At 73.2% G+C, this 20,736-nt stretch carries 18 protein-coding genes; 6 read left to right on the forward strand and 12 right to left on the reverse strand.

Annotated elements, in window-relative coordinates:
• Nucleotides 1–185 precede the first annotated feature (185 nt).
• Entirely contained in the window at nt 186–1,040 is an 855-nt protein-coding gene (locus AB0927_RS12815; RefSeq protein ID WP_366667794.1) for a DMT family transporter, read from the forward strand.
• 35 nt (nt 1,041–1,075) lie between these two features.
• Here AB0927_RS12815 and AB0927_RS12820 read toward each other — a convergent pair whose 3' ends face one another.
• Nucleotides 1,076–2,464, reverse strand: a complete 1,389-nt coding sequence (locus AB0927_RS12820) for a PLP-dependent aminotransferase family protein (protein ID WP_366667606.1) — start codon at nt 2,462–2,464, stop codon at nt 1,076–1,078.
• Nucleotides 2,465–2,510: 46 nt separating this feature from the next.
• On the opposite strand from AB0927_RS12820, the gene AB0927_RS12825 reads away from it, so the two are divergent.
• Together AB0927_RS12825 and AB0927_RS12830 are read left to right on the forward strand one after the other, a co-directional pair.
• Nucleotides 2,511–3,008 carry a carboxymuconolactone decarboxylase family protein gene (locus AB0927_RS12825; RefSeq protein ID WP_366667607.1) on the forward strand — a complete coding sequence of 166 codons (498 nt, stop codon included), beginning with the start codon at nt 2,511–2,513 and terminating at the stop codon, nt 3,006–3,008.
• Nucleotides 3,005–3,742 carry an isocitrate lyase/phosphoenolpyruvate mutase family protein gene (locus tag AB0927_RS12830; RefSeq protein ID WP_366667608.1) on the forward strand — a complete coding sequence of 246 codons (738 nt, stop codon included), beginning with the start codon at nt 3,005–3,007 and terminating at the stop codon, nt 3,740–3,742. Before AB0927_RS12825 ends, AB0927_RS12830 begins: the two co-directional genes overlap by 4 nt.
• A gap of 7 nt (nt 3,743–3,749) precedes the next feature.
• Here AB0927_RS12830 and AB0927_RS12835 read toward each other — a convergent pair whose 3' ends face one another.
• The 9 genes from AB0927_RS12835 to AB0927_RS12875 form a co-directional block, all read right to left on the reverse strand.
• On the reverse strand, nt 3,750–4,709 hold the full coding sequence (locus AB0927_RS12835) for an ABC transporter substrate-binding protein (RefSeq protein ID WP_366667609.1): 960 nt from the start codon (nt 4,707–4,709) through the stop codon (nt 3,750–3,752).
• Nucleotide 4,710: 1 nt separating this feature from the next.
• A complete protein-coding gene (locus AB0927_RS12840) occupies nt 4,711–6,639 on the reverse strand; it encodes an ABC transporter permease subunit (protein WP_366667610.1) in 1,929 nt (642 codons plus the stop codon).
• Nucleotides 6,639–7,739: a glycine betaine/L-proline ABC transporter ATP-binding protein gene (locus tag AB0927_RS12845; RefSeq protein ID WP_366667611.1), complete on the reverse strand. Its 1,101-nt coding sequence runs from the start codon at nt 7,737–7,739 to the stop codon at nt 6,639–6,641. The genes AB0927_RS12840 and AB0927_RS12845 overlap by 1 nt, the downstream gene beginning before the upstream one ends.
• Complete coding sequence (locus AB0927_RS12850; protein ID WP_366667613.1) at nt 7,736–9,274, reverse strand: GMC oxidoreductase; 1,539 nt, start codon at nt 9,272–9,274, stop codon at nt 7,736–7,738. Before AB0927_RS12850 ends, AB0927_RS12845 begins: the two co-directional genes overlap by 4 nt.
• Before the next feature lie 73 nt (nt 9,275–9,347).
• Nucleotides 9,348–10,868 carry an aldehyde dehydrogenase family protein gene (locus AB0927_RS12855; RefSeq protein WP_366667614.1) on the reverse strand — a complete coding sequence of 507 codons (1,521 nt, stop codon included), beginning with the start codon at nt 10,866–10,868 and terminating at the stop codon, nt 9,348–9,350.
• Nucleotides 10,869–11,226: 358 nt separating this feature from the next.
• The gene (locus tag AB0927_RS12860; RefSeq protein ID WP_366667615.1) at nt 11,227–12,216 is read right to left on the reverse strand and encodes a malate dehydrogenase; all 990 of its coding nucleotides are present in this window, start codon (nt 12,214–12,216) and stop codon (nt 11,227–11,229) included.
• Nucleotides 12,217–12,524: 308 nt separating this feature from the next.
• Nucleotides 12,525–13,673, reverse strand: a complete 1,149-nt coding sequence (locus AB0927_RS12865) for a DUF2690 domain-containing protein (protein ID WP_366667616.1) — start codon at nt 13,671–13,673, stop codon at nt 12,525–12,527.
• A 175-nt stretch (nt 13,674–13,848) separates the two neighbouring features.
• Nucleotides 13,849–14,319, reverse strand: coding sequence for a DUF3017 domain-containing protein (locus AB0927_RS12870; RefSeq protein ID WP_366667617.1), 471 nt, complete (start codon nt 14,317–14,319; stop codon nt 13,849–13,851).
• Nucleotides 14,309–15,163: a bifunctional methylenetetrahydrofolate dehydrogenase/methenyltetrahydrofolate cyclohydrolase gene (locus AB0927_RS12875; protein WP_366667618.1), complete on the reverse strand. Its 855-nt coding sequence runs from the start codon at nt 15,161–15,163 to the stop codon at nt 14,309–14,311. Before AB0927_RS12875 ends, AB0927_RS12870 begins: the two co-directional genes overlap by 11 nt.
• A gap of 288 nt (nt 15,164–15,451) precedes the next feature.
• Here AB0927_RS12875 and AB0927_RS12880 point away from each other — a divergent pair, with 288 nt between their 5' ends.
• The 3 genes from AB0927_RS12880 to AB0927_RS12890 all read left to right on the forward strand — a co-directional run bounded on the left by AB0927_RS12880 (nt 15,452) and on the right by AB0927_RS12890 (nt 18,430).
• Nucleotides 15,452–15,976, forward strand: coding sequence for a hypothetical protein (locus tag AB0927_RS12880; protein WP_366667619.1), 525 nt, complete (start codon nt 15,452–15,454; stop codon nt 15,974–15,976).
• Nucleotides 15,977–16,130: 154 nt separating this feature from the next.
• A complete protein-coding gene (locus tag AB0927_RS12885; protein ID WP_366667620.1) occupies nt 16,131–16,886 on the forward strand; it encodes an FHA domain-containing protein in 756 nt (251 codons plus the stop codon).
• A complete protein-coding gene (locus AB0927_RS12890) occupies nt 16,883–18,430 on the forward strand; it encodes a protein kinase (protein ID WP_366667621.1) in 1,548 nt (515 codons plus the stop codon). The genes AB0927_RS12885 and AB0927_RS12890 overlap by 4 nt, the downstream gene beginning before the upstream one ends.
• 98 nt (nt 18,431–18,528) lie before the next feature.
• Here AB0927_RS12890 and purH read toward each other — a convergent pair whose 3' ends face one another.
• Complete coding sequence (gene purH / locus AB0927_RS12895) at nt 18,529–20,091, reverse strand: bifunctional phosphoribosylaminoimidazolecarboxamide formyltransferase/IMP cyclohydrolase (RefSeq protein ID WP_366667622.1); 1,563 nt, start codon at nt 20,089–20,091, stop codon at nt 18,529–18,531.
• A complete protein-coding gene (gene purN, locus AB0927_RS12900) occupies nt 20,088–20,717 on the reverse strand; it encodes a phosphoribosylglycinamide formyltransferase (RefSeq protein ID WP_366667795.1) in 630 nt (209 codons plus the stop codon). Before purN ends, purH begins: the two co-directional genes overlap by 4 nt.
• Nucleotides 20,718–20,736: the final 19 nt, after the last annotated feature.

The following is a 20,736-nucleotide window of genomic DNA, read 5'->3' on the forward strand; positions in this document are numbered from 1 at the left end:
CGGCTGGCTGCACACCTACAATCACCACCGCGGACACACCGCGCTGAAAGGCCAACCACCCGCCAGCCGCGTCCCCAACCTCACGGGTCAATACACCTAGAGACGGGTGAGAGAACCGGCCAGGCAGGGGTGGGCATGACAGGGCTCACCCGGGGCGGCCCTAGAGTCCCTTTGTGCTCTTTGGAATGGTGTGCGCCCTCGGCGCGGCGGTCTGTTTCGGTACCGCGACGGTCTTGCAGGCGGTCGCGGCGCGGCAGGCCGGGCCCGGTGGGGGCGGTGAGGCGGCGCTGTTGCTGCGGGCGTTGCGGCAGTGGCGGTATCTCGCCGGGCTCGCGCTGGACGGGCTGGGGTTCCTGTTCCAGATCGCGGCACTGCGCTCGCTGCCGATCTACGCGGTCGGCGCCGCCCTCGCGGCCAGCCTCGCGGTGACGGCGGTGGCCGGGGCGCCGCTGCTGGGGGCGCGGCTCAGCGGCGTGGAGTGGGGCGCGGTGGGCGTGGTGTGCGCCGGGCTCGCGATGCTGGGCCTCGCCTCCGGCCCGCAGGGCGGGACGGCCGGGTCGGACGCGCTGCGGTGGGTGATGCTCGCGGTGGCGGTCGGGATGCTGCTGCTCGGGCTCGCGGGCGGGCGGTTGTCCGGGCGGACGCGGGGGCTGGTGCTCGGGCTCGGGTCCGGGTTCGGGTTCGGGGTGGTCGAGGTGTCGGTCCGGCTGATCGACAGCCTCGCCCCGGGCGCCCTGCTCACCAACCCGGCGGCCTACGCCCTGCTGATCGGCGGCGGCGCCGCCTTCCTGCTGCTGACCTCCGCCCTGCAGCGCGGCTCGGTCACGACGGCGACGGCCGGGATGGTGATCGGCGAGACGATCGGTCCCGCACTGATCGGCGTCGTCTGGCTCGGCGACCGCACCCGCGAGGGCCTGGCCTGGCTGGCCGTGCTGGGCTTCGCGGTGGCGGTGGCGGGCGCGCTGGCCCTGGCACGCTTCGGCGAGGCGCCGGCGGCGGACACCGCGGAGGATGCGGGGGCGGCTTCCGCGCAGGAGTGAGCGCCGCGGGCCGGACGGGACCTTCGGGACACGCCCTACGGCAGCACCCTGCACAACGCCTCCAGCGCCGCCGCCCACGCGCTGTCCGGCGGCGTCCCGTACCCCACCACCAGCGCGTCCACGTGCTCGGCGACGGCCTCGGGGTGGCGGTGGTAGGAGAGGCCGTGCAGGGCGAGGCCCTGCCAGGCGGCGGCCTGGATGACGGAGGGCTCGGTGCCGGGGGGCAGGCGCAGCAGCGCGTGCAGGCCGGCGGCGACCCCGGTGACGCGCACGCCGGGGGCGCGTGCGGCGACGGCCGCGGCGAGGGCGTCGCGGCGGCGCCGGTAGCGCAGCCGGGCGGAGCGGACCTGGCGGTCGTAGGCGCCGGAGGTGAGGAAGTCGGCGAGGGTGAGCTGTTCGAGCACGCCCACGGTGTCGGAGTGTCCCTTGGCCGCGATCACCTCATCCGTGAGGGCCGGCGGCAGCACCATCCAGCCCAGCCGGATGCCGGGGGCGAGGGACTTGCTGGCGGTGCCGAGGTAGACGACGCGGTCGGGGTCGAGGCCCTGGAGCGCGCCGACGGGCTGCCGGTCGTAGCGGAACTCGCCGTCGTAGTCGTCCTCCAGGACGAGGGAGCCGGTGCGCCGGGCCCAGTCCACGACGGCCGCCCGCCGGTCGGGGTGCAGGGGCATGCCCATGGGGAACTGGTGGGCGGGGGTGAGGAGTACGGCGCCCTCGGTGCCCAACGGGCCCGGATCGGTGCCGAGTTCGTCCCACGGCAGCGCGGGGGTGGCGAGGCCCGCGGCCTGGAGGAGGTCCCAGTAGACGTCGAGGCCGTACGACTCGACGGCCACCGCGCGCACGCCGCGGGCGCGCAGCACCGGGCCGAGCAGGCGCAGGGCGTCCGAGAAGCCCGCGGTGACGACCACGTCGTCCGGGTCGGCGCGGACGCCCCGGACGCGGGCGAGGTAGCCGGCGAGGGCGGTGCGCAGTTCGACGCGGCCGCGCGGATCGCCGTAGCCGAGGGCCTCGTTGGGGGCGGCGGTCAGGGCGCGGCGGGTGGCCCTGGCCCATTCGGCGCGCGGGAACGCGGCGAGGTCCGGGGTGCCGGGGACCAGGTTGTGGGTGGGCCGGGCGGGCACCCGGGGCTGGCGGGCGGGGCCGCGCGGGGGGACCACGGCGCGTTCGGCGACCCGGGTGCCGGAGCCCTGCCGGGCGGTGAGCCAGCCCTCGGCGACCAGGTCGGCGTAGGCCTCGGCGACGGTGTTGCGGGCGATGCCGAGGTCGGCGGCGAGGGTCCGGGAGGAGGGCAGCCGGGTGCCGGGGGCGAGGCGGCCGGTGCGGACCGCGTCGCGCAGGGCGTCGGTCAGGCCCCGGCGCAGCCCGCCGGAGCCGGCCGGTTCCAGATGCAGGTCGACGCCCAGAGTGGCCCAGGATTCCGCCATGGAAATGGACCATACTCCTGGGCTGCCTCGCTTCTAGATTGGAGGCATGAACACGGACGAGAACACCGAGTACGCCACCGAGCACGCCCCCCGTCTGAACTGGTCCGAGCACGCCCCGGACGTGTACAAGGCGATGGTCCGGCTGGACATCGCCGCCCGGCAGGGGCTGGACCCGAAGCTGCTCGAACTGGTGAAGATCCGCGCCTCGCAGCTCAACCACTGCGCCTTCTGCCTGGACATGCACACCAAGGACGCGCTCGCGGCCGGGGAGAGCACGGAGCGGATCATCCAGCTCAGCGCGTGGGAGGAGTCGCGGCACTTCTACACCGAGAAGGAGCTGGCGGCGATCGAGCTGACCGAGGCGATCACGGTCCTCACCGACGGCTTCGTGCCGGACGAGGTGTACGAGCGGGCCGCCAAGCAGTTCGAGGAGGCCGAGCTGGCCCGGCTGATCGCCGCGATCACGGTGATCAACGCGTGGAACCGGTTCGGCGTCTCCGCCCGGATGACGCCGGGCCACTACCAGCCGGGGCAGCACCGGTGACCGCGGCGTCGGCGCCGGACGCGGTGGAGGAGTTCCGCGCGCTGCACCGGGGGCGCCCGTCCGGTGATCCGCTGGTGCTGCCCGGCCCCTGGGACGCCGCCAGTGCGCGGGCCTTCGTGGCGGCGGGGTTCCCGGCGCTGGCCACGCCGAGCGCGGGCATCGCCGCCGCGCTCGGCTACGAGGACGGCGCGACCCCGGCGGACGAGATGTTCGCGGCGGTCGCCCGGATCGCGCGGGCGGTGGACGTGCCGGTCTCGGCGGACGTCGAGGGCGGGTACGGGCTCGCGCCGAAGGAGCTGGTGGAGCGGCTGCTGGAGGCGGGCGTCGTCGGCTGCAACATCGAGGACTCCGCCGAGGGGGTCCTGAAGGACCCGCGGGAGCACGCCGACTACCTGGCCGAGTTCTGTGCGGCCGCGGCCGGGCGGCTCTTCCTCAACGCCCGCGTCGACACGTTCGTCCACGGCGACGGGGATCCCGGACAGACCCTGGAGCGGGCCGCCTTGTACGTCGCGGCGGGTGCCGGGTGCGTGTATCCGATCATGGCGCCGGTGGACGTACTGCCCCTGCTGCGGGCCGGGATCGAGGGCCCGCTGAACGCGCTGGCCCGCCTGGACGCGGGCGGCCCCTCGCCCGCCGCGCTCGGCGAACTCGGGGCCACCCGGATCACGTTCGGGCCGCAGCTCCAGCGCAGGGCCACGGCGGCGGCGGGCGAACTCGCCGCCGGGCTGCGCTAGTCACCGCTCAGGACAGCCATCGCTTCCACACGGACGGGTGGCTGTCCACCCACTTCTTCGCCGCCTGGTCGGGGGACAGCTTGTCCTGGGCGATCAGCAGCGAGACCTCGTTCTGGTCGTCGGTGGTCCAGCGGAACCTCTTCAGGAAGTCCGCCGCCTTCCCGCCCGACCTGGCGAAGTCGGCGTTGAGGTACTTCTGCAGCGGGGTGCGCGGGTACGCGCAGGTGATCTTCGCGGCGTCCGCGTCGCAGCCGTCCTTGTACGGCGGCAGCTTCACCTCCGTCATCGGGACCTTCTCGAACAGCCACTGCGGCGAGTACCAGTACGTCAGGAAGGGCTTCTTCTCCTTGGCGAACTGCTTCATCTGGGTGATCTGCGCCGCCTCGGAACCGGCGAAGACGACCTGGTAGTCCAGCTTCAGGTTCTTCACCAGCGCCTTGTCGTTGGTGACATAGGACGGGGAGCCGTCCATGAGCTGGCCCTTGCCGCCGCTCTCCGCGGTGCGGAAGAGGGGGGCGTACTTGTTCAGGTTGTGCCAGTCGGTGATGTCGGGGTGCTGCTTGGCGAGGTACGTCGGCACGAACCAGCCGATGTGGCCGGTCACCCCGAGATCGCCGGCGCGCGCGATCGTCTTCTTGTCGTCGACGTAGCGCTTCTCCTGGTCGGGGTGGCCCCAGTCCTCCAGGATGGCGTCGACCCGGCCCTGGCTCAGCGCGTCCCACGCGGGCACCTCGTCCACCTGCACGGTGTCGACGCGGTAGCCCAGCTTGTGCTCCAGCAGGTACTGGGCGACGGCCACGTTGGCCTCGGCGCCCACCCAGGACTGCACGGACAGCGTGACGCTCCTGCCGCCGCCGGTGTGGGCGAACGGGCTGGCCTGCTTGGTCATGTCGGCGGCGCCGCAGCCGGTGGTCAGGCCCAGCACGGCGAGCGCGACCGGGATCGTCGTACGCAGTCGGATCCGCATGTCAGGCTCCCTTCTTCGAGCGGCGCTCGGTCGGCTGCGTCACCCGGTCCAGCATCAGGCCCAGGCAGACGATGGCGGCGCCGGCCACCAGGCCGGTCGCCAGGTCGCCCTGGGCGAGGCCGAAGGCGACGTCGTAGCCGAGGGCGCCGCCGCCGACCAGACCGCCGATGATGACGACCGCCAGGACCAGGACCACGCCCTGGTTGACCGCGAGCAGCAGCGCGCGGCGGGCGAGCGGCAGCTGGACCTGCCACAGCTGCTGGCGGCCGGTCGCGCCGAGCGAGCGCGCCGACTCCAGCGCCGCCGGGTCGACCTGGCGCAGGCCCTGGGCGGTGATGCGGACGACGGCGGGCAGCGCGTACACCACGGCCGCGGCGACGGCGGGGGCACGCCCGACGCCGAACAGGGCGACGACCGGGATCAGGTACACGAACTGCGGCATCGTCTGGAAGACGTCGAGGACCGGGCGCAGGGCGCGCTCGACGCGGTCGCTGCGGGCCGCGGCGATGCCGGTGGCGAAGCCGAGCACGAGGGTGACGGCGACGGCGGCCAGCACCTGGGAGAGGGTGTCGAGGGACGGCTCCCAGACGCCGAGCACGCCGATCGCGGCCATGGCGAGGACGGCGGTCAGCGCGGTGCGCCAGGTGCCGATCAGCCAGGCCAGCGCGGCGACGATCAGCAGCACCGACCACCAGGGCAGCCACTGGAGCCCGTCGCGGACCGGGTCCAGGACCCAGGTGGTGAAGTGGGCCGCCCAGTCGGCGGTGCCGCCGATGACCGGGACGCCGGAGTAGAGGTGGGAGGTCATCCAGTCGACGGCGTGGTTGACCGGTCCGGCGATCTCCACGCTCCAGCCGTTCGGCCAGTCCAGGGCGCCGAGGAGGCGGGCGACGAGGGCGGCGGCCACGGTGACGGCGAGGGCGTACGGCCAGCCGATGGTCCGGGGCCCCCTGGCCTCGGCGGCGCCGGCCGCGCCGGTCACCCGGTCCAGGACCACGGCGAGCAGCACGATCGGGATGCCCGCGGCGAGGGCCTGGCCGACGTCGACCGTGGACAGGGCCTGGTAGACGCGGTCACCGAGGCCGCCGGCGCCGATGACGGAGGCGATGACGGCCATGGACAGGGCCATCATGATCGTCTGGTTGAGGCCCAGCAGGAGTTCCTTGCGGGCCAGCGGGACACGGGCGGTCAGCAGCCGCTGGCGGCGGGTCGCGCCGAGCGACTCCACGGCCTCCAGGACCTCGGGGTCGGCGCCGCGCAGGCCCAGCGCGGTGAGGCGGGCCATCGGCGGGGCGGCGTAGACGACGGTGGCGAGGACGGCCGCGGGGACGCCGATGCCGAAGACCAGGACGACGGGGAGGAGGTAGGCGAAGGCCGGGAGAACCTGCATCGTGTCCAGGACCGGGCGCAGGGCGCGGTCGAGGCGCTCGGAGAGGCCGCCGGCGAGGCCGAGGGCGGTGCCGACGATCACCGAGGCGAGGACGGCGGCCACCATCAGCGCGAGGGTCTGCATCGTCGGTTCCCACATGCCGAGAACGCCGCAGGCCAGGAAGGCGACGGCGGTGCCGATCGCCAGGCGGGGGCCCGCGACGCGCCAGGCTACGAGGGCGCCCAGCGCGGTGACGCCCGGCCAGCCGATGGCGAGGAGGGCGACGTAGACGGCGCGGACGCAGAGGACGACGGCCTTGCTGACGTAGCCGAAGAAGTAGAGGAAGAGCGGGTGGGTGTCGCGGTTGTCGATGATCCAGTCGCTGGCGCCGGTCAGGGGCTTGGTGAGGCTGACCGTGAGCTGGTGGGGCCAGCTGTGGCCGTGCAGCAGCGGGAGCAGGACGACGGTGACGAGGGCGAGCAGCAGGAGCTTGGCCACGGCCCGGTTGCGCAGGACGGCGGGCGTTCTGGTGCGCAGGGCGGGGACGGTGAGCATAGCCATCAGACGGCCTCCGGGGTGCTGCCCGCGAGAGCCGGCACGCCCGCGACGACACCGAGCAGCTGCTCGTGGCCGACGACGCCCAGGCACTTGCCCTCGTCCATCACCCGGGCCGGTTCGCCGGCGCGGGCCACCGCTTCGATGGCCTCGGCGACCGTGGCGTCCGGGCGTACGGCGGGGCCGTTGCCGATCTCGGCCGAGGAGGCGGGGCGCATGGCGGTGCGCGCCGTCAGCACCTGCTCGCGCGGCACGTCGCGGACGAACTCGCGGACGTAGTCGTCGGCCGGGGAGCCCACGATCTCCTCGGGGGTGCCGAGCTGGACGACCTGGCCGTCGCGCATCAGGGCGATGCGGTCGCCGAGCTTGAGGGCCTCGCCGAGGTCGTGCGTGATGAAGACCATGGTGCGGCCCTCCTCGCGGTGCAGGCGGGCGACCTCGTCCTGCATGTCGCGGCGGATGAGGGGGTCGAGGGCGCTGAACGGCTCGTCGAACAGCAGGACTTCGGGGTCGACGGCGAGGGCACGGGCGAGGCCGACACGCTGGCGCTGGCCGCCGGAGAGCTGGCCGGGGCGGCGGTGCTCCATGCCCGCGAGGCCGACCTTGTCGACGATCCCGGCGGCGCGCTCGCGGCGCTCGGCCTTGCCGAGGCCCTGGATCTCCAGACCGTAGGCGACGTTGTCGAGCACGGTGCGGTGCGGGAGCAGGCCGAAGTGCTGGAAGACCATCGCGGCACGGTGGCGGCGCAGTTCGCGCAGCCGGGACCGGTCCATGGCGCGTACGTCCTCGCCGTCGATGGCGATGGTGCCGGCGGTCGGCTCGATCAGCCGGGTCAGGCAGCGCACGAGGGTGGACTTGCCGGAGCCGGACAGGCCCATGACGACGAAGACCTCGCCCTTGCGGACGTCGAAGGAGACGTCGCGCACGGCGGCGGTGCAGCCGGTGCGGGCGCGCAGCTCGGCCGCGTCGAGGGCGCCGAGGGCGGGGTCGGCCGGGACGCGCTCGGGCTTGGGGCCGAAGACCTTCCACAGGCCGGAGACGGAGAAGACCGGGGTGTCCTGGGCGGTGGTGGGGGGCTTGCGGGTGGGGACGGTGGTGGTACTCATCGGCGATCGCCTCCGATCAGATCGACGGCCTTCTCCCCGACCATCAACACCCCGATCATCGGGTTGACGGCGGGAATGGTCGGGAAGACGGACGCGTCTGCGATTCGAATGCCGTCGAGACCACGGATCCTCAACTCCGGGTCCACGACAGCGAGTTCGTCGTCCACGGCGCCCATCCGGCAGGTGCCGGCGGGGTGGTAGACGGTGTGGTGGGCCTTGCGCAGCAGTTCGCTGAGCTGTTCGTCGTCGGTGACCTCGGGGCCGGGGAAGACCTCGCGCTCCAGCCAGCCGGCGAACGGCTCGGTCCGCGCGATCTCACGGGCGATCTTCACGCCGTCGACCAGGGTCCGGGCGTCGTAGCCGTCCTCGTCGGTGAAGTAGCGGAAGTCGAGCGCGGGCTTCTCCTCCGGGTCCGCGCTCTTGAGGTAGAGACGGCCGCGGGAGCGGGACTTGGGGATGTTCGGGGTCATCGACACGCCGTGCTCGGGGCGTTCGTAGCCCAAGCGCTCGGGGTTGTCGGTGAAGGGGATCTGGTAGAAGTGGAACATCAGGTCGGGGGCGTCGAGCGAGTCGTCCCGGCGCACGAACAGCGCGGCGTCGGAGTCCATCGCCGAGTTCTCCGGCAGCGGCCGGTTGGTCTCCCACACGATCACCGACTCGGGGTGGTCCTGGAGGTTCTCGCCGACGCCCGGCAGGTCGTGCGCGACCGGGATGCCCAGCTTCTCCAGGTCCTCGCGCGGGCCGATGCCCGACAGCAGCAGGAGGCGGGGGGAGTCGACGGCGCCCGCGCAGACGACGACCTCCTGGCGCGCGCTGATCAGCTGGTCCGCGCCGTCCTTGGTGCGCACGTGGACGCCGGTGGCACGCTTGCCGTCCAGCTCCAGCCGGTACGCCCATGTCTCCAGCAGCAGCGTGAGGTTGGGGCGGTCGCCGGCCTCCATGTGCGGGTGGAGGTAGGCGACGGAGGCGGAGGAGCGCTTGTTGTTCTCCGGGTGGTAGGCGAGGTCGAGGAAGCCGACCCCCTCATGGAACGGCTTGTCGTTGAAGCCGATCACCTCGGGGACGCCGATCGCGGTCTTCGTCGCGTCGATCCAGTCCTTGGCGACGGCGTTCTGGTCCTTGTCGGCGACGCGCACGATGTTGTTGCGCAGCCGGGCGTAGTACGCCTCCATCGGCACCGCGCCCCAGCCCTTGGCGCCGGCCTGCTCCCACTCCTCCCAGTCGGACGGCAGCGGCTTGAAGGAGATCAGGGTGTTGTGCGAGGAGCAGCCGCCGAGCACCTTGGCGCGGCTATGCAGGATGTGGGAGTTGCCGTTCGGCTGCTCGACCGTCGTGTACTCGTAGTCCAGGTCGCCGCCCAGCAGGCCCAGCCAGCGGCGCAGGGTGAGGACGTCCTCGCGGTCGAGGTCGCTCGGGCCGCCCTCGATGACGGCGACGGTGACGTCGGGGTCCTCGGTGAGGCGGGAGGCGATGACCGAGCCCGCGGTGCCGCCTCCGATGACGACGTAGTCGTAGACGTGGGGGGTGTGGGACATGGGGGTGTTGCTCCAGGGGGTGTGGGGAAGAGGCGGGCCCGGCCGGACCGGGCGCGGCCGGAGGGGGCCGGGCTCAGCCGGCGAACCAGCGCACCGGCTTCGGCGCGAGGTTCTGGTAGACGTGCTTGGTCTCCCGGTACTCGGCGAGCCCGGCGGGTCCCAGCTCGCGGCCGGTGCCGCTCTTGCCGAAGCCACCCCACTCCGCCTGCGGCAGGTAGGGGTGGAAGTCGTTGATCCAGACGGTGCCGTGGCGCAGCCGGGCCGCGACGCGCCGCGCCCTGCCGGGATCGGCGGTCCACACCGCGCCGGCGAGGCCGTACTCGGTGTCGTTGGCGAGGCGGACGGCCTCGTCCTCGGTGGTGAAGGTCTCGACGGTGAGGACGGGACCGAAGACCTCCTCGCGGACGACCCGCATCCCGCGGTGGCAGCCGTCGAGGACGGTCGGCTCGTAGAAGTAGCCGGACCCGGGCCGCTCGGGGGCGGGTTCGGGGCGCTTGCCGCCGCAGCGCAGCACGGCGCCCTCGGCGAGCGCGGAGGCGACGTACTCCTCGGTCCTGGCACGCTGCCGCTCGGAGACGAGCGGGCCGACCTCGACGCCGTCCTCGGTGCCGCGGCCGATCCGGATCCGCTGGGCGCGGCGCGCGAGTTCGGCGACGAAGCGTTCGGACACCGACTCCTCGACGATGAGCCGGCCGCCGGCCGAGCAGACCTGGCCGCTGTGGATGAAGGCCGCGTTCAGCGCCTGGTCGACGGCGGTGTCGAAGCCCTCCTCGGTGGCGCAGGCGTCGGCGAAGACCACGTTGGGGTTCTTGCCGCCGAGTTCGAGGGCGACCTTCTTCACGCTCGGGGCGGCGGCCTGGGCGACCTTGGTGCCGCTGACCAGCCCGCCGGTGAAGGAGACCAGGTCGACGTCGGGGTGCTCGGCGAGCCGGGCGCCGACGGTGTGACCGGGGCCGGTGACGATGTTGGCGACGCCCGCGGGCAGTCCGGCCTCGGCCAGCAGCCCGATCAGCGCGACGGTGGTCATCGGGGTGATCTCGCTGGGCTTGATCACGAAGGTGTCGCCGGCCGCGAGCGCCGGGGCGATCTTCCAGCTCGCCTGGAGCAGCGGGTAGTTCCAGGGGGTGATCAGCGCGCAGACGCCGACCGGCTCGTGCACGACGACGCTGTGGATGTCGGGCGAGCCCGCGTCCACGACCCGGCCGGGGGCCTCCGCGGCCACCAGGTCGGCGAAGTACCGGAAGGCGTCGGCGACACAGTCGATGTCGACCCGGCCCTCCTCGACGGTCTTGCCCGCGTCCTGGGCCTCCAGACGGCCGAGCGCTTCGCGATCGCGTACGAGGAGGTCGGCGACGCGGCGCAGCAGGGCGGCGCGCTCGGCGACGGGGGTGTGCGGCCAGGGGCCGTGGTCGAACGCCTGCCGGGCCGCGGCCACCGCGCGCTCGGCGTCCTTCTCGTCCCCCTCCGCGACCACGGCGAACGGCCGGCCGTCCGCGGGGTCGAGAACCTCCCGGGTCGCCCCGGAGATCGCCGCCAGCCACTCGCCTCCCGCGTGGATGGTCGCCTGGGTATGTCGTGCCGTGCTGTCCGCCATGATGGGTGTTGCCTTCCGTTACTGATCGACGCCCCCGGGTCACGCGAAGGGCGGGCTCAGGGACCGTGGCCCCCTGCCCAGGAGCACCCTTTGCATGCGGAATCAGTGGCCGAAAGTGCGGGTCGTCACTGAAAAGGCGGCGGAAAACGGACGGAGGCGGATATCCGGGGCACTGCGCTCGGTCCACGGCCCCGGCACACGGCGTGGCGACGGGGCCGGGGCGGGCGGGGGTGTCGGCGAGGGCGGTGCGAGGCGCGCGGGCGGCACGCGGCGGCACGCACGTGGGCCCCGCTCCGGAAGTGATCCGGAGCGGGGCCCACGTGGAGTTCTCTGCTGCTGAACCGCCGGGAGGCGAAGGTCAGATCAGGCCGAGCGCGCGAACCGCCTCGCGCTCCTCCGACAGCTCCTTGACCGACGCGTCGATGCGGGCGCGGGAGAACTCGTTGATCTCCAGGCCCTGGACGATCTCGTACTTGCCGTCCTTGGTGGTGACGGGGAAGGAGGAGATCAGGCCCTCGGGGACGCCGTAGGAGCCGTCCGACGGGATGCCCATGGAGGTCCAGTTGCCCTCGGCCGTGCCGTTGACCCAGGTGTGGACGTGGTCGATGGCGGCGTTGGCGGCGGACGCGGCCGAAGACGCGCCGCGGGCCTCGATGATCGCCGCACCGCGCTTGGCGACGGTCGGGATGAAGTCCTCGGCCAGCCACTTCTCGTCGTTGACGACCTCGGCCGCGTTCTTGCCGCCGACCGTGGCGTGGAAGATGTCCGGGTACTGCGTGGCGGAGTGGTTGCCCCAGATGGTCAGCCGCTTGATGTCGGCGACGGTGGAGCCCGTCTTCTTCGCCAGCTGCGTCAGCGCCCGGTTGTGGTCCAGACGGGTCATCGCGGTGAACCGCTCGGCCGGTACGTCCGGCGCCGCCGCCTGCGCGATCAGCGCGTTCGTGTTGGCCGGGTTGCCGACGACCAGGACCTTGATGTCGTCCGCGGCGTGGTCGTTGATGGCCTTGCCCTGCGGCTTGAAGATGCCGCCGTTGGCCTCCAGCAGGTCACCGCGCTCCATGCCCTTGGTCCGCGGACGGGCGCCGACCAGCAGGGCCACGTTGGCGCCGTCGAAGGCGACGTTCGGGTCGTCGGAGATGTCGATGCCCTGAAGCAGCGGGAAGGCGCAGTCGTCCAGCTCCATGGCCGTGCCCTCGGCGGCCTTGAGCGCCGGCGTGATCTCCAGGAGGCGCAGGCGAACCGGCACGTCCGCCCCGAGCAGCTGGCCGGAGGCGATGCGGAAGAGCAGGGCGTAACCGATCTGGCCGGCCGCGCCGGTGACGGTGACGTTCACGGGAGTGCGGGTCATGGCGTTCTCCGTATGACAGCTGGCGGTGGGGCGTCCCTGCCCCGGGCGGATGATCGATCTCTTGGTATCAAGAGAGATCCAGCGATCAGGCTATCGCGCATCCGGCAGGCGAGACGTCCGGGGCCCTGTGGCTCACCCCACAGAAGATCGTTCGGGGGAACGAGAAGGCGGCCGTCCGTCCGGAGAGGCTGGACGGAGACGGCCGCCGGTGGGGGTACCGGCTCACCGGTCTCCCGTGGGGGGTACTGATTCGCCTGCCCAGGATCCGGCCGGGCATGCGTGCCCGGCCCGAATTCATCCGTTCGGCTTCACCGGGTGCAGCCCGTACGGCCCGACGCGAGCGTGGCGCACGCCGTCGCCTGGGCCGGGTCCCGTACGGCGATCATCGGCGTGTAGGCGATGGTGTCGCCCACCTCGGTGATCTCCCCGGTCTCCCGGACCTTGTCCCGCGCCCCGGTCACCCGGACCTTGTCGCCGGGCACCCCACCGGTGATCCGGCCCCACGCCGTGCCGCAGACCTTGCTGTAGCGGACCTCCAGGGTGGTGGCGCCGAGGGTGACGGCCTGGGCGGTGGTCACCTGGTCGCCGCTGCACCCCATCGACTCGGCGTCCTGGCCCACACAGTCCGCGCCGGCGCACTCGACCCCGGGCGGCGGGCTCGGCTTCGGGCTGGCGCTCGGGGTGGGTCGCGCGGGCGCGGCCCGGTGCTCGCCGCCGCCGTGCCCCCCGGTGAAGTGGAGGACGCCGAGGATGATCAGCAGCACGGTGACGAACCCCCCGGCGAACATCAGCACCGGCTGCCGGAACCCGGACCCGGGGCCGGCGGCGGAGGGCCGTACGTCATCGGGGCCCTGGGGGCTCTGGTCCCGGGGACTCTCCGGGTCCTCGGGGCTCTGGGGGGCCTGGGGACCGCGGGGGCCGGGGCTCCGGGTCTCCGTAGTGCCGGAGGCCGGCACCGGGTCCGGGCCCGGATCCGGCCGCGCTTGCGGCCGCGCGCTCGCCCGCGACGGCCCCTGATACCCGGCAAGCCCCCACGAGTTACCGCCGGACGCGCCTTTCGCCGCACCCCCGGCGCCCTCGGCACCCCCCGTACCCGCGCGCTCCTCCGCCTCCGCGGCCGTCGGCTGGGCCGGGATCTTCGGGACGGCCGGCGGGCCGCCGCGCACCGCGTGTTCATGCCCCAAGTCGGCCCGGCTCCAGGCCCGTTCGGCCAGCTCCCACATCGTGATGATCGGCACCGGACTGGTCCCCGCCGCCTCGGCGAGCGCGACGGCCGCGCCCTTGGGAGCGAGGAGCCGGCCGTCGAGGTAGCCGTCCCAGGACGCCCTGCCGTAGCCCGTGCGGTCGGCCAGGGCCGCGCCGTTGAGCCCGCCGAGGTCCACGAGCCACCGCAGTTGGCTGACGAACTCCTTGATCTCCGGGTCGAGTTCGTTCGGCAAGGTTTTCCAACGAGGCATCGTCTCCCCCCTCATCCCCACTTTCGTTCCGGGCCGTCACCGTTTAGCGGAACGGTCACTTCCGTGCCACAGCGCGAAGACAGCCGTTGATCAGGCCGTTCGCCACGGGCCAGGGTGTGTCGGGCGGCGGTTCGTCCCTCCACGGGGGTGGGGACGAACCGCCGTCGCACCGGCCCTATTTGGTCATCGTGAAGTGCAGCGTGTCCTTCAGGAACGGGATCTCCAGCAAGGGATGCGGCTGGGCCATCAGGGCCAGCAGGACGATCGCCAGGCCGAGGACGCCGTAGGTGCTGATGTCGGTGAAGCGGGAGCGGACCGCGAGCATGCCGACGCCGGGCAGCATCCAGCGCAGCACCGCGCCGGCCAGCAGCGCGGCGCCGATCAGCACGATGCCGACGCGGAACGCGTCGAACGCGGTCAGCAGCAGGCCGAGCGCGACCGTGCCCAGCACCACCAGCAGGGGCCACTGCCGGGCGGGCGCGGGCGCGCCGCCGGCCGCAGCCCGGCCACCGCCCTCCGGCCGCGCGGTGTCCCTCGTGAACAGCGGGAAGCGGCGGGTGACCCGCCGCGGGCGCCCCTCGGCGTCGGGGGCGCTGATCGCGTCGCGGACGGTCTCCTCGCCGTCCCGCGTGTCCTCAGCCGGCACTGCGCTCCGCCGCCTCGACCACGTTGGCCAGCAGCTGGGCCCGGGTCATCGGGCCGACGCCGCCGGGGTTCGGGGAGATGAAGCCGGCCACCTCGGTCACGTCGGGGTGGACGTCGCCGACGATCTTGCCCTCGGCGTTGCGGGAGACACCGACGTCGAGGACGGCCGCGCCCGGCTTGATGTCCTCGGCGCGGATCAGGTGCGGGGAGCCGGCCGCCGCGATGACGATGTCGGCCCGCTTGAGGTGGGCGGACAGATCGCGGGTGCCGGTGTGGCACTGGGTCACGGTGGCGTTCTCGCTGCGCCGGGTGAGCAGCAGCGGCATCGGGCGTCCGATGGTGACGCCCCGGCCGACGACCACGACCTCGGCGCCCTTGATCTCCACGCCGTGCCGGCGCAGCAGGGTGAGGATGCCGTTGGGGGTGCAGGGCAGCGGCGCGGGCTCGTTGAGGACCAGGCGCCCGAGGTTCATCGGGTGCAGGCCGTCCGCGTCCTTGGCCGGGTCCATCAGCTCCAGGATGCGGTTCTCGTCGATGCCCTTGGGCAGCGGCAGCTGGACGATGTAGCCGGTGCAGGCGGGGTCCTCGTTCAGCTCGCGGACGACCGCCTCGATCTCCTCCTGGGTGGCCGTGGCGGGCAGCTCCCGCTGGATGGAGGCGATGCCCACCTGGGCGCAGTCGCGGTGCTTGCCCGCGACGTACTTGCGGCTGCCGGGGTCGTCCCCGACCAGGATCGTGCCGAGGCCGGGCGTGACGCCCTTCTCCTTCAGCGCCGCCACGCGGGCGGTCAGATCGGACTTGATCGCGGCTGCGGTGGCCTTGCCATCGAGAATCTGGGCGGTCATACCCCCATCCTCCAGGATGACCGCCCCAGGGTTCCAATCCGGGTTCCGATCAAGGTCCCGAGCGGCGCTCCGGGCAGGGCCGGGTCCGGGTCCGGGTGATCACGGATGTTGCACTTGCACAACACCCTGCGATTACGGCTGGACAAGTCACTATCCGGTCAAGAACGATGAACAGCACAGTGCAGCGGGCAGCTCATCGGGGGGATGGACCGCATCTGTAGAAACTCTCCTCCGTGCAGTGCCGCGCCTCGTCCCCGCACTCGCTCGAACAACGGAGGAAGACCGACCATGAGCTACGGCGACCCGAACAACCCTTACGGCCCCCCGCAGGGGCAGCCGCAGCAGCCCGGGTACGGCTACCCCGCCGCGCCGCCGGTCCAGCAGTCCTACGCCGCCGCCCCGATGACCGTCATGCCGGGCAAGGTCAACGCGGCCCGCGTGATGCTGTGGGTCATCGTCGCCCTCCAGGTCATCGGCGCGGCGCTGTTCGCCTTCTCCGCCGTGGCCATCAACAAGGCCAAGAACGACAACTCCCTGCCGGGCCTCTCCAACTACCCGGTGGGCGTGATGTGGGCCTTCGTGGTGCTCGCGCTCGTCTGGCTGGTGTGGGCGGTCGTCCTGGCCACGAAGTTCTCCGGCGGCGGCAACGGCGTGCGGGTCACGACGCTGGTCTTCGGCATCCTGACCGCGGTGCTCGGCGTCTACCCGTTCGTCGTCATCGTGGGCATCGTCCACATCGTGCTCGGCATCCTGATCGCCTGCTTCGTCGGCGGCGCCGACGGCAAGGCGTGGTTCAACCGCGCCCGCTACTGAGCCGCTCGCGCGCCCTCGTGCGCCCGCGCACGCTGAGGAACGCCTCGCGCGCCGTTTCACCATCCGGGGCCGTGTCTCACCCTTCCAGGGGAGACACGGCCCCGGTGCGTCGCCCTACTCTGGAGGAAGCCGTTCAGGCACGGGGAGACGCACCTTGTACAGCATCATCGTCGTACCTCCGCCGACCACGGAGGACCGGCAGCGGCGCGACCAGATCCGCCTCGCCCCCGGCGAGCGCCTCCGGTTCGGGCGGGCGCCGGGGAGCGATCTGCCGATCCCGCACGAGGGCGTCTCGCGCCGGGCCGGGGAACTCGGCGCGCAGGGCGCGTTCTGGATGCTGAGCAACCTGTCCGCGCACCAGACCTACGTCGTGGAGAACCCGGAGGGCGCGGGCGAGCACATCAAGGTCGGGCCGGGCCGGCTGGAGGCGCCGGTGCCCTTCGAGTTCTCGCGGATCGTGCTGCCCGCCGGCGGCGACCTGCTCGCCATCGAGGTGTGGGCGCCGCGCCACGACTATCTGCGCGACGGCTGCGGACCGGACGGCGACACCACCGCCCCGGCCTTCTCCGTCGACCGCACCACGCGCTACTTCGCGGTGCTGGCCGCCCTGTGCGAACCCCGGCTGCGCGGCGATCCGCACGCCCCGCTGCCCACCGTCGACGAGGTCGTCGGCCGGCTGCGCCCCTCCTGGCCGGCCGCCTCGCGCACCTCGGTGCAGTGGAACATCGACTACCTCGCGGTGAAGCTGCGGCTCAAGCCCGGCCCGGACACGGCGGATCCGGGCCCGCGGCTGAACGGCAAGAAGGAGTCCCTGGTCTCGCTGGCGCTCCGCTTCGACCTGGTGCGCGAGGACGACCTGATCGTGCTGACCGGCACCGGGTCCGGGGCCGTGCGCCGGACCGCCCGGTGACCGAGCCGTTCGCCGTACCGGTGCCCCGGGGTTACCGGGTCGGCGACTGGGAGGTCCGCGAACCGCTCGCGACCGGCGCCTTCGGCAGCGTGTACGCGGCGCGGCGCACCGACGGGCCCGAGCGGCGGCCGGACACCCGCGGCCGGACCCGCACCCGCCCCGGCGAACAGCTCCCGCGCACCGCCGCCCTGAAGTTCCTGCCCACCGGCACCGGCACCCCCCGCCAGCTCACCCACCTGCGCGAACTCATCGACCGTGAGGTCGAGTTGCTGCGCCGGCTGCGGCGGCCGCGGCTGATCCGGATGTACGAGACCCTCGTCGTGGACGACCCCGGGTGCCCCGCCCTCGACGGCGCCACCGTCCTCGTCCTGGAACGCGCGGCGGGCTCCCTGTCCGCGCTGCTCGCCGCCGGGCCCCGGCCGGCCGACGGCCCCGTGCTGCTGGCCCACGTCTGCGAGGGACTCGCGCAGCTGCACCGGGCGGGCTGGGTGCACGGGGACCTGAAGCCGGCCAACGTGCTGCTGATGGCGGACGGTTCGGCACGGCTCGCCGACTTCAACATGGCCGCCGAGCTGGAGGGCACCCACGGCTACACGCCCGCCTTCTCCACCCCCGACTACACGCCGCCCGAGCTGCTGTGGGCGGAGATCGGCGAACGCGGCCGCCGGATCCGCCCGTCGGCCGACGTCTGGGCCTTCGGCGTCCTCGCCCACCTCCTCCTCGCCGGATCCTTCCCGTTGCCCGGCGGCACCCCCTCGGCCCGCCGGGACGCGGCCGTCGCCTACGCGCGCGGCACCGAGGAGCTGCGCCTCGCGGCCGGACTCCCGGACACCTGGCGGGAGATCGTGCGGGACTGCCTGGCCCGTACGCACGCCGACCGGATCGGCACCGAGGCGCTGCTGCGCCGCGTCACGGCCGCCGCGGGCACGGGCCGCCCGCCGCGCCGCGCGGGCTCCGGCCGCCGTCATCGCCGTACGACGGTCCTGGCCACCGCGGCCGCCGCCGCGGCCCTCCTCGGGTACGGCCTCGACGCCTGGCACGGCGTCGGCGAGAAGACCGATGCGGCCGGTTACGGCGCCGCCGAACTGCGCACCGACCGGGGCGTCCCGCCGCGCTACCGGCGGCTGATCGTGGACGCCGCCCACGGCTGCCCCCGCCCGGACGTCAGCCCGGCGCTGATCGCGGCCCTGCTGAAGGCCGAGAGCGACTTCGACGCGGACCTCGCCGACCCGGGCACCCATGAGTACGGCATCGCCCGCTGGACCCCGTCCGTGCTGCGCTGGTGGCTGCGGGACGACGGCATCCCCGCGTCGGCGACCCCGGCGCCCCCGCTGACCCCCGAGGTCTCCATCCCGGCCGTGGGCCGCTACCTGTGCTTCATCGACGCCCATCTGAAGGCGGGCCTGCCCGGCGACCGGCGGGTGCTGGACGCGGCCGGGTACCGGACGTCGTACAAGAAGGTGAACGCCGCGGGCGGGATCCCGCCGGCGTACCGCGCCTACGGCGCCCGGGTCGCCCGCTACCTCGCGGAGTACGCGCCCTGAGCCGTCCGGTGCCCGCGCTGCCCGAGGGAGAGAGCGCGGCGGCCTCCGGCTCCCTCGGGGGAAGTCCGGAGGCCGCCGCCCACGGGGCTCGCTCAGGCTCAGTGGAAGAAGTGGCGCGTGCCCGTGAAGTACATGGTCACGCCCGCCTTGCGGGCCGCCTCGACGGCCAGCTCGTCGCGGACGGAGCCGCCGGGCTGGACGATCGCGCGGACACCGGCGCCGATGAGGATCTCCGGGCCGTCGGGGAAGGGGAAGAAGGCGTCGGAGGCCGCGTAGGAGCCGCGGGCACGCTCCTCGCCGGCCCGCTCGATCGCCAGCTTGCAGGAGTCGACGCGGTTGACCTGGCCCATGCCGACGCCGACCGAGGCGCCGTCCTTGGCGAGCAGGATCGCGTTGGACTTCACCGCGCGGCACGCCTTCCAGGCGAAGGCGAGGTCCCTCAGCTCGTCGGCGGACAGCGCCTCGCCGCTGGCGAGCGTCCAGTTCGCGGGGTCGTCGCCCTCGGCCTGGAGCCGGTCGGTGACCTGGAGCAGCAGACCGCCGTCGACCGGCTTGGCCTCGACGGGGTTGGCGGGCGCGCCCGCGGCCTTCAGCACGCGGATGTTCTTCTTCTTGGTGAGGGCCTCCAGGGCCCCCTCCTCGTAGTCCGGGGCGACGATGACCTCGGTGAAGATCTCCGCGACCTGCTCGGCCATCTCCTTGCTGACCGGCCGGTTCACCGCGATGACGCCGCCGAACGCGGACAGCGGGTCGCAGGCGTGCGCCTTGCGGTGCGCCTCGGCGACGTCCGCGCCGATCGCGATGCCGCAGGGGTTCGCGTGCTTGATGATCGCGACGCAGGGCTCGTCGTGGTCGTACGCGGCACGGCGGGCGGCGTCCGTGTCCGTGTAGTTGTTGTACGACATCTCCTTGCCGTGCAGCTGCTCCGCCTCGGCCAGCCCGCCCGTGCCGTCGACGTACAGGGCGGCGCCCTGGTGCGGGTTCTCGCCGTAGCGCAGGGTGTTCTTGCGCTCGTAGGTGGCGCCGGCGAAGTCCGGGAACGCCGAGTCGTCCACGGGCGCGTAGTCGGCGGCGAACCAGGAGGCGACGGCCACGTCGTAGGCGGCGGTGTGCTTGAAGGCCTCGGCGGCCAGCCGCTTGCGGGCGGCCAGGTCGAAGCCGCCGTCCTTGACGGCCGCGAGGACGTCGGCGTACCGCTCGGGGCTGGTGACCACGGCGACCGAGGGGTGGTTCTTGGCGGCGGCGCGGACCATCGAGGGACCGCCGATGTCGATCTGCTCCACGCACTCGTCGGCCGAGGCGCCGGAGGCGACGGTCTCGCGGAACGGGTACAGGTTCACGACGACCAGGTCGAACGGCGCCACGCCCAGCTCGGCGAGCTGCTCGCGGTGGCTGTCCAGGCGCAGGTCGGCGAGGATGCCCGCGTGCACCTTGGGGTGCAGGGTCTTGACCCGGCCGTCCAGGCACTCGGGGAAACCGGTCAGCTCCTCGACCTTGGTGACGGGGACGCCGGCGGCGGCGATGCGGGAGGCGGTGGAACCGGTCGACACCAGTTCGACGCCGGCCTCGTGCAGCCCGCGCGCCAGCTCTTCCAGGCCGGTCTTGTCGTAGACGCTGACGAGCGCCCTGCGAAGGGGCCGCTTGTTGCTCTCGGCGGTCACTGGATAACTACCTTTCGTCCCTCAATGCGATAGCCGTGGCGGGCAAGCCGGCCCACGACCTCGACGAGCAGCCTTCGCTCGACTTCCTTGATGCGCTCGTGCAGCGCGCTCTCGTCGTCCTCGTCCCGGATCTCCACCACGCCCTGCGCGATGATCGGCCCGGTGTCGACGCCGTCGTCGACGAAGTGGACGGTGCAGCCGGTGACCCTGGCTCCGTACGCGAGCGCGTCGCGGACACCGTGGGCGCCGGGAAAACTCGGCAGCAGGGCCGGGTGGGTGTTGACGAACCGCCCGCCGAAGCGGGCGAGGAACTCCTTGCCCACGATCTTCATGAACCCGGCGGAGATCACCAGGTCGGGCTCGTACGCCGCGACCGCCGCGGCGAGGGCGGCGTCCCACGCCTCGCGGCTCGGGTGGTCCTTGACCTTGCACACGAAGGTCGGCAGCCCGGCCCGCTCGGCGCGGGCGAGCCCCTCGATGCCGTCGCGGTCCGCCCCGACGGCGACGATCCGCGCGCCGTACGCCTCGGCTCCGGTGCGCTCGATCTCGTCCAGGAGTGCCTGGAGGTTGGTGCCGGATCCGGAGACCAGCACGACGAGGCGCTTGGCCACGGGGTTGGCGGCCACGATGGGGCCCTTTCTCAAG

Source organism: Streptomyces sp. NPDC048106, assembly GCF_040706415.1.
In the GTDB taxonomy this organism is placed as follows: domain Bacteria; phylum Actinomycetota; class Actinomycetes; order Streptomycetales; family Streptomycetaceae; genus Streptomyces.

Coding starts and splice junctions, on each gene's coding strand:
- AB0927_RS12815 (WP_366667794.1), top strand. CDS start 186: ATGGTGTGCGCCCTCGGCGCGGCGGTCTGTTTCGGTACCGCGACGGTC.
- AB0927_RS12820 (WP_366667606.1), bottom strand. CDS start 2,464: ATGGCGGAATCCTGGGCCACTCTGGGCGTCGACCTGCATCTGGAACCG.
- AB0927_RS12825 (WP_366667607.1), top strand. CDS start 2,511: ATGAACACGGACGAGAACACCGAGTACGCCACCGAGCACGCCCCCCGT.
- AB0927_RS12835 (WP_366667609.1), bottom strand. CDS start 4,709: ATGCGGATCCGACTGCGTACGACGATCCCGGTCGCGCTCGCCGTGCTG.
- AB0927_RS12840 (WP_366667610.1), bottom strand. CDS start 6,639: ATGGCTATGCTCACCGTCCCCGCCCTGCGCACCAGAACGCCCGCCGTC.
- AB0927_RS12845 (WP_366667611.1), bottom strand. CDS start 7,739: ATGAGTACCACCACCGTCCCCACCCGCAAGCCCCCCACCACCGCCCAG.
- AB0927_RS12850 (WP_366667613.1), bottom strand. CDS start 9,274: ATGTCCCACACCCCCCACGTCTACGACTACGTCGTCATCGGAGGCGGC.
- AB0927_RS12855 (WP_366667614.1), bottom strand. CDS start 10,868: ATGGCGGACAGCACGGCACGACATACCCAGGCGACCATCCACGCGGGA.
- AB0927_RS12860 (WP_366667615.1), bottom strand. CDS start 12,216: ATGACCCGCACTCCCGTGAACGTCACCGTCACCGGCGCGGCCGGCCAG.
- AB0927_RS12865 (WP_366667616.1), bottom strand. CDS start 13,673: ATGCCTCGTTGGAAAACCTTGCCGAACGAACTCGACCCGGAGATCAAG.
- AB0927_RS12875 (WP_366667618.1), bottom strand. CDS start 15,163: ATGACCGCCCAGATTCTCGATGGCAAGGCCACCGCAGCCGCGATCAAG.
- AB0927_RS12880 (WP_366667619.1), top strand. CDS start 15,452: ATGAGCTACGGCGACCCGAACAACCCTTACGGCCCCCCGCAGGGGCAG.